A 7,644-nucleotide genomic window follows, 5' to 3' on the forward strand; every position below is an offset into this window, starting at 1 on the left:
GATGATCTCCAAAGCCCCGGTGCGGATCGAAGGATCCAATAGCGCCTGCGCAAGATCGGCGACCTTGGAGCGATAGAGTTCCGACAGGTTAGGGTGAAGGCGCACAGGGGGCGGTGCGGGTTCGGAGAGTTTTGCGTCCAGATCTGCGATCTGCGCTTCGAGATCTTCAAGCCTGGCCTGAAGACCTGAGGTGCGAATGCCTTCTGCAATCGCGTCATAAAACCCATTCAGTTTGCGCGCAGCTTTGTCCCGCTCGGATTGCAGACGGGTCCGGGCTACCTCCGCTGTGCCTGCTTCTGCGTTGGCGGCTTCGCTGAAGGACTTGATAAAAGCGGCCACTGCGTCGGGCTGCATCAGACGCTGACGAAGCAAATCCAGAACGGCGTCTTCCAGGACATTGCGGCGAATGGATTGCTTATGGGAACAAGTACCGAGTTTGCGAGCGGCAGAGCAGGCGAGGTAGTCGCGCCCGACAGTGGCGAGTGGCCCTCCGCAGGTTCCGCAGAATGCAAGTCCTGTCAGAAGGTGCTTCTTGCGACGCTTCTCCCAAAACTTGGTTTCCTTGATGGCTTTGACGCGGGGATCAGCCTCGATCTCGCCTTGCCGCTGCTTGACCGCCTCCCAAAGTTCATCCCCGACGATCCGCAGTTCGGGGACTTCCGTGATGATCCATTTGGACGGATCGTTGAGACGGGAAACACGTCTGCCGGTCTCCGGGTCCTTGATGTAGCGCAGCCGGTTCCAAACAAGGCGGCCGATGTAGAGCTCATTGTTGAGAAGGCCCGTCCCACGCACTCTGTGCCCTCGAATGGCCGTGTCACGCCATAACTTGCCACGGGGACCGGGAATACCTTCGGCGTTCAGGCGGCGCCCGATGGATTTGGGAGAATGCCCTTCGGAGAACTCTTGAAGCACCCGCCGGACAATCTCAGCTTCTGCTGCATTGATCATTCGTTCTCCCGTGACGGGTTGGCCGTCGGCCCCAAGACGCCGGACGACGTCGTAACCGTAGCTGTTGCCGCCGCCGGAACGGCCAAGCTCGACCCGTCCGCGCAGACCACGTCGAGTTTTGTCGGCCAGATCTTTGAGGAACAGTTGGTTCATGGTCCCCTTGAGACCCACATGCAACTCACTGATCTCGCCTTCGGTCAGAGTCATGATGCCGACCCCTGCAAAGCTCAGGCGTTTGAAAATCGCAGCGATGTCTGCCTGGTCCCGGCTCAACCGATCCAGCGCCTCTGCCAAGATCAGATCAACCCGTCCTTCCTGAGTTGCATTGAAGAGTGCTTGCAGCCCGGGACGCAACATGGACGCACCAGAGACCGCCCGATCAGAATAGGCGTCGACAACAGTCCAGCCTTCCCGCTCTGCACGTTCCCGGCACAAACGCATCTGGTCATCGATGGATGCGTCTCTCTGCATCTGGCTGGAGAAGCGGGCATAGATTGCAACTCGGGTCATCGTCTGGCCTTTCTCTTTAGGTCGATCAAAGCCGCGTAGTCGCGGCCCGCTTCAATGGTTTGGGCGTGGATGTAGTGGTGCTCGGCGGTTCCGAAGCTCGTATGCGCAAGAATTGGTCGAATTAGCTTGGCGTGTTCCGGAGAAGAGCGGGCCAAGGTTGTCGCGGCAGCATCCCGGAAGAAATGCGGTGGGATGCGGCGACCCGTCAGCTTCAGGGTCTGCTCCGCGATCCGGGGGCTCAGCGCATCTTGCTTTAATGGTGCGCCTGTCCTGCCGACCCACAAGACATCGTGTTGTTGTTGGCCACGCTCCATTAAAAAGGGACGGGCTTCGTTGACATAGCGACGCAAGAGCGGCTCAACGCTCTGGGGAACATCAGCCTCCCATGGCTGCCCTGATTTGGTCAGATCCCCCGGGAGCGCGACGGTCATGGTGTCTGCTGTGACATGCAAGGATATGCCAATTTGAAGGCCTGCGAAGGCGCGTCGCCGCATCGGCATCAAAGCCAGCATGGCTATCATGGTGCCATCCCGCAGGCACATCATACGGCGCAGCGGTGTTGGCGCCGCTTCTGCATGACCCGTCGCCAGAATCAGACCTACACGGAATAGAACCTCGCTGGACAACACACGCCCAAGTTTGCGATCCCGATCACCTCGACCCGCGGCGCGCTTCAATCCCGCTTTCAACTTCCGCTGAGCGGACCAGTCCTGCGTAGGGTCAGCCGCGGAGAGGATACGCAAAACGCCGTCAATGAACATCAACTGGGTCATTGGCCGGGTGTGTGAGAGGTCCCGAAGCCAAGCGGACATGCGCGGCAGAGTCGCGCGTCGAGCCGGAGGCAGTGTGATCGCCTTCGCATCGCATGTAATCAGCCATTGCAGCCATCGGGCATAGCGCAACTCCAAAGTCTTCAACGAGGTCGCGCGTAGATGTGAGAGCGCGCCGCAATCGTCAAGCGGTCCACCTCCCGCCTGAAGGTTGAGCCACATCTCCCGGTCTTGCGCGGGCCATTCGTCGAGCGGCAGAACAAGGCTCATCATCGACGCCCTTTCTTAGATTCTATCAGGTCGGCAAAGGCACGTGTTGCCGACCGTGCCTCAAGACCGGAATACATGTTGATGGTGTGGCTGACCTCCGAATGCCCGAGCAACCGGCGCGCAACCTCGTAGCCGCCGGGATTAGCGTCGAGCCAGTTCATCACCGCGAAATGTCGAAACAGGTGGGCGTTCATCTCCAACCCCGTCTCTTTCCGGATCCGTTTGGAGATGCGCGCAGCCAGAACGCCGGGATCAACCGAATGCTGACCATCCCTGCGGGGAAACAGCCAAGGCGTTCCAGCGGGGCAGAGTTCCGGACAGCGAGATTTGAGATGAACGTCGATCATGCGCAATACATCACGCGGGATCTCGAACTCGACAGGTCGCTCATTTTTTGTCTCGCCGTCTTCCAGAACCAGGTAGGCTCGGCCATCACCGGGACGGTGCAGGTGGCGTTCCAGGTGGATGTCAGCCAGGTTCTTCACGCGAACCGGGCAGACCAGCAAGATGGCGATGGCGAGCGCATCTTCGCGTGCCAGAGCCCAGCCATACGGCTTGGACGTGCCGCGTGGTCGCGCGAAAATCCGTTCAGGCAGGAGCAGCAGGCGCTGCTGATGCCGGTCCTCCTGCAACACCCGCAGCCGGCTTCGGTTTTTTTGGGTCATGCCAATCTGAGGCTTGACGGCCAGGCGCGCGGCAAGCCCGGCCAATGCATCGCGGGCGTCATCGGGTGCATTGAGTATCCGGGCCAGGTTGCGGAGCAACGCGGCTATCTCACTGATCATCTTTGTGGCCTGGTTGTTGGTGCGCGATAACATCTGGCGCAAACCCCGTTCAGCCATCACCGGATTGATCAGGACGTCCAATCCGCCAATCTCCGCGATCGGGATACCAGAGTGAACGAGTTCGGAGGCAAACCGAACCAACTGTCTTTGGTATTGGGACAGGGTCGCGGATCGGAGTGCTCTGTTCTGACCGTCATCTGCCAAGGGGTCTGGATTGGACAGACGATGCATCAGCTTTGCAAGAGCAGTTTGGAATGGCGCCGGAAAATCAGTCGCTGGAAAGGTGATGACCTTCCGACGCGTTTCCAGAGGCAGGATGGCCTTGGGCCATGCAGAAATACGTCGGACCGCCAGGTTCCAGCCGTTGACCGCAGCCCGATATGCGACATCCGGTGATTTGCTGATCTCATTATGCGCAAGGGCTTCTCGATAGGCCGCGGCATGGTCTGAACATACGTTGGCAGGCTCAACGCCCTGCCGGTTTAGAAAGTGCACGAAGCGGCAGAGCGCGGGTTGCAATGTCTTGTCACCGGACGCCAGTACATTCGCCCAGAGCGCTTTCCAGGCAGGACGCAGATCTTCGATCCGGTTGAAGCGCCGTTCCACCAGCCCGAAGTGAGAGAGCGCAGCCCGCGCATCACTGACCGCGTTTTGCCAACTCTTTGGTGTGAGACCGAGTGTGGCTGGGGCGATTTTGGCCAAACGAGGTTGCAACCAGCGGCTATCGCAGGGCACATCCTCTGGCGGCAGCCCAAGGGCTTTGGCCACACGGCGCAGGCCGGAGATCAAGTCGCGGCGGCGCGCGTCAGAAAGAGAGGTGTCGGAGTGCAGCTGTTCGATAAGGTCGGCAAACATCGGTGTGTCGGCTTTGACGAAGGCCAATGTCAATGGAACGGGTCTCTGCTTAGTCATCGGGTTTGCGTTCCTTTGGACATGTCAGGTCTCGGGTGGACGGGTGTGGACAGGGGGTCCGATTCGGGAAAAGCGTAGCACAGAAAGTTAGAAACTTACGGGGATGCCCTCTTCCCGAAATGCGCTTAACACATTGACATTAATAGACATTAATGGTCGCGATTACCTACCAGCACTGTGCCTGCCGGTAGGCGGCATGAGCTGCCGGATCAATGCGGATGAGGCGTCCGCCAGGGCCCACCCGAATAACCTCAAGCAGGCCAGCCGCAATCGCACGGCGCACCGTCTTCTCCGAGCAATTGTCCAGTTCAGCGACGTCTTTCACCGACAGAAGTTTGCGGATTTGTTTATTCTTTGCTTTGATCTGTGGCATCCTGATGCGCCTCCTTTTGGTCAGAGGCGTTCCGGCCCAGTTCCCGTACTGTCTGGGCAGCCAACAATCGGACCAACTGGTCAATCGCTGTCTCAACCTGCCGGTGCGCGTGGTTGTCTGAAGGGGGTATGGCAGGAACGCGTGTCATGACATGACCATGACAACGCAGGCTTGCTCATTCTAAGTGTATTGATTGCTTGTTTCCGGCGGGGCCCAACGCTCTTTCTCTTCGCGCTCAAGCCTGTCGCGAAAATCGTCAATATCCACGCGGATCGTCTCACCGCTCAGGATTTGCCCCGGCTCGGTGAACATCTTCACGACGGACTGGATGAAGGTAATCAGTGGCCCTTGCCGTTGTCCTCCCGGGCGGCCGTCTGAGTATGTCGTGTAGGTCAGGGGGCGACCGGCATCTTTCCAGATATAGCAGCAGCTCTCGACGATGTACTGACGGCGTTTGTCGCGTGAGAACCGCTTGTCACGCGGCGACATCTCCGCAGCCGCACCGGGTGTCTCGAAGATGTGTCGAATGTCATCGTTGATGTCCTGAGTAAACGTTGTCGCAGTCTCAAGTTTGTCGAGCATTTGGGGAAGAAGTTCTGCATCATTCGGTGTCGACGCGAAATAGGTCGAAAGCGTGCCCAATGCGTTCCGGAGCTCTTGTGCAGTAATTGTGCCCCGTTTGGCTTCCCGCAGGAGTGTCTTGAGGTGCTTTTGACCTCGTTCAATCGCTTGCGAGCGCCGGACCTCGGTCAGGTTGATTGCGATGTCTTCATCGTTGTTGAGGCAATTCCCAAGAAGCACAGAGAGCTCGCGTACGAGCTTAGTTGGCAGGTCAAACCGTTCAGCCAAGCTCTCGATCATGTCATCAGAGAGAGCACCGCGTTCGCCATAACTGCCGAGCTTCCATGACATCGAGCATTTGATCCCATCCATGTGCGGATAAATGGAGTAGTCACCCTCGGTATCTGCAACGTCATGGTTGCCACTCTGACCGCTGTTCGAATTGGCGCTCATTATATTCTCCGTTTGGAACACTTCAGGGTCAGGCGACTCGTTCAACAGCGGTTGCGCACAACGTCAACGCTGTTTGCTGAGAAAGCGTGCTGATTAAGACGAGTCGACTTTGTCAAAAATTACATACAAATATGAGAACGGAAAGCGAACAATTTGGCTTCGGATTCAGTATCGAACCGCTGGCCCGAACCGCCTGCGCTATTTGGGGGCTGCGGCGCTTCGGGCCAGCTACTAATTGTGGAGAGGGTGACCGTGTGAAACCCAACGAGTAAAAAAACCAGATCAATACACTTAGTTAGCACGAACACAAAATCGGACGTTCCGGGCCGGGATGGGTCTTCCCCGTCTCCGTTGCGCCCGGTTTATTCTTGCTGCTTCCCCTGGTGAACGATCAAAAAAAGCGGTGACCACGGTACGTTCACCAACCGGCCTCCAAAGGTGAACTATGGTTCGGGGACTACCCCAACCCGCACCGATGCGGCTCCTTCTGGCCCGGTGCAGAAACGCGACAACGGAACCCACCGGCCGATGGTTGTCATTCGACACCAGACGGATCGGGGACCGCCGAGACCGTGCGCGGTCAGAGCGGGGCAGGTGAGAAGCCTGTGGGGAAGCGGCTGGCCACCGACAAAAGGCATCGCGTGGATACGAACCTGAAAGCGAAGGGCCTTCTCCCGCATGACGGGGGGAAGGAGCGGGGGCCGGGTATTGTCTGATGGCAAGTCGGGATGTTTGTGGGCTGTGACCAGCCTTTGATGCGCGGCGCAGAGAACGGCAACTCCGAGCCCTCTTTACCCGATGCCGCGCAGCGCACGAATGGCGGCTTCCACGATCCAGCGTGATGATAATGCTTGACCTAAAGTAGCTTCAGGTTGCTACGAACCTGAAAAGGAGGGGCCGACTGTATGAAGATTTCAGAAGTAGCTGCTAAGACCGGGCTCAGCATTTCAACGATTCGCTTCTATGAGAATTCCCGACTATGTCCGTTCATCGAACGTAGCGCAGACGGTAAGCGCAGGTTTTCGAAGACGGACGCCGACTGGTTGGAGTTGCTGGCCTCACTGCGTGCGACTGGAATGCCCTTGTCTGAGATGCGCAAGTTCGCTGCCTTGTATGCATTAGGCGATGCAACAATCCCGAATCGTAAGGCGGTGCTTCTAGCACACCGACAAAGCCTCAAGGCTCGACAAGCGGAGTTGGAACGCTGCCGAAAAATCCTCGACCAAAAACTGCATAGGTACGATGAAATAATGAAGGATCAGACATGAGGATAATCGTCGTAGGTGCGTCAGGCGATATTGGGCGAGCCGCCTGCAAAGAACTTGAACAGAGGCATGAAATCGTCACCGTCGGTCGCACCACCGGAGACTTACAGCTCGATGTGGGCGACTTTCATGCGGTTAAGTCACTCTATGAAAAGGTCGGCACCGTTGATGCCGTTGTGTCTTGTGCAGGCGATGCGACCTTCGCGCCCTTGTCTGACATGGACCATGAGGAGTTCATGGTGGGTCTGCGGCAGAAAGTGATGGGGCAGGTGAACCTCGTCCTCGCTGGGCTGAGTGCCATTTCGGATGGCGGTTCCTTCACACTGACAAGCGGCGTCCTTGACCGCGATCCAATCCGAATGGGGTCAAATGCTGCGACCGCCAATGGGGCATTGGCTGGCTTCGTCATCGGTGCGGCAATAGAGATGCCGCGCGGGTTGAGAGTGAATGTTGTCAGTCCTGGAATGTTGGACGTTTCCGCACCGCGCTATGGCGCGTGGTTTCACGGTCACAAGCCCGTGCCATCCCATGATGTAGGGTTGGCATATGCAAAGTGCGTTGAGGGCGCTCTGACAGGGCAAGTGGTAATTGTGGAGTAAGCGGCCAGCCGACGAAGCGGACCTTCGCGCAGCTGCAGCGAATTGGCGCTCTGTCCCGCACAGCAGACCTTGAGCGTTCTTCGCCAAATGTCCGCTATGCGGGACAATCGGACCGATGTACGAGCGGCAAGCCTGATCGTCCAGATCACCATCAGACGGTCAGCCCATCGCTGCAGCGCAGCTTGGTTTCACAAA

Annotated in this window: 7 protein-coding genes; 2 read left to right on the top strand and 5 right to left on the bottom strand. The window is 57.9% G+C overall.

The window, feature by feature from the left end:
• The 5 genes from ACR0NZ_RS20405 to ACR0NZ_RS20425 form a co-directional block, all read right to left on the bottom strand.
• Positions 1-1,461, bottom strand: a 1,461-nt coding sequence (locus ACR0NZ_RS20405; protein ID WP_480521521.1) for a recombinase family protein, incomplete at its 3' end; no start/stop codon positions are given.
• The gene (locus tag ACR0NZ_RS20410) at positions 1,458-2,501 is read right to left on the bottom strand and encodes a tyrosine-type recombinase/integrase (protein ID WP_480521523.1); all 1,044 of its coding nucleotides are present in this window, start codon (positions 2,499-2,501) and stop codon (positions 1,458-1,460) included. The genes ACR0NZ_RS20410 and ACR0NZ_RS20405, both read right to left, overlap by 4 nt.
• On the bottom strand, positions 2,501-4,198 hold the full coding sequence (locus tag ACR0NZ_RS20415; protein ID WP_480521525.1) for a tyrosine-type recombinase/integrase: 1,698 nt from the start codon (positions 4,196-4,198) through the stop codon (positions 2,501-2,503). Before ACR0NZ_RS20415 ends, ACR0NZ_RS20410 begins: the two co-directional genes overlap by 1 nt.
• 166 nt (positions 4,199-4,364) lie before the next feature.
• Positions 4,365-4,571: a helix-turn-helix domain-containing protein gene (locus ACR0NZ_RS20420; RefSeq protein WP_480442453.1), complete on the bottom strand. Its 207-nt coding sequence runs from the start codon at positions 4,569-4,571 to the stop codon at positions 4,365-4,367.
• 180 nt (positions 4,572-4,751) lie between these two features.
• Positions 4,752-5,585 (bottom strand): hypothetical protein, encoded by an 834-nt coding sequence (locus ACR0NZ_RS20425; protein WP_480521527.1) that lies wholly within the window; start codon positions 5,583-5,585, stop codon positions 4,752-4,754.
• A gap of 905 nt (positions 5,586-6,490) precedes the next feature.
• Between ACR0NZ_RS20425 and ACR0NZ_RS20430 the strand changes: the two genes are divergently transcribed.
• Positions 6,491-6,853, top strand: coding sequence for a MerR family transcriptional regulator (locus ACR0NZ_RS20430; RefSeq protein ID WP_480521529.1), 363 nt, complete (start codon positions 6,491-6,493; stop codon positions 6,851-6,853).
• Positions 6,850-7,449, top strand: coding sequence for a short chain dehydrogenase (locus ACR0NZ_RS20435; protein ID WP_480521531.1), 600 nt, complete (start codon positions 6,850-6,852; stop codon positions 7,447-7,449). Before ACR0NZ_RS20430 ends, ACR0NZ_RS20435 begins: the two co-directional genes overlap by 4 nt.
• Positions 7,450-7,644: the final 195 nt, after the last annotated feature.

The organism is Ruegeria sp. AE3 (assembly GCF_056542225.1).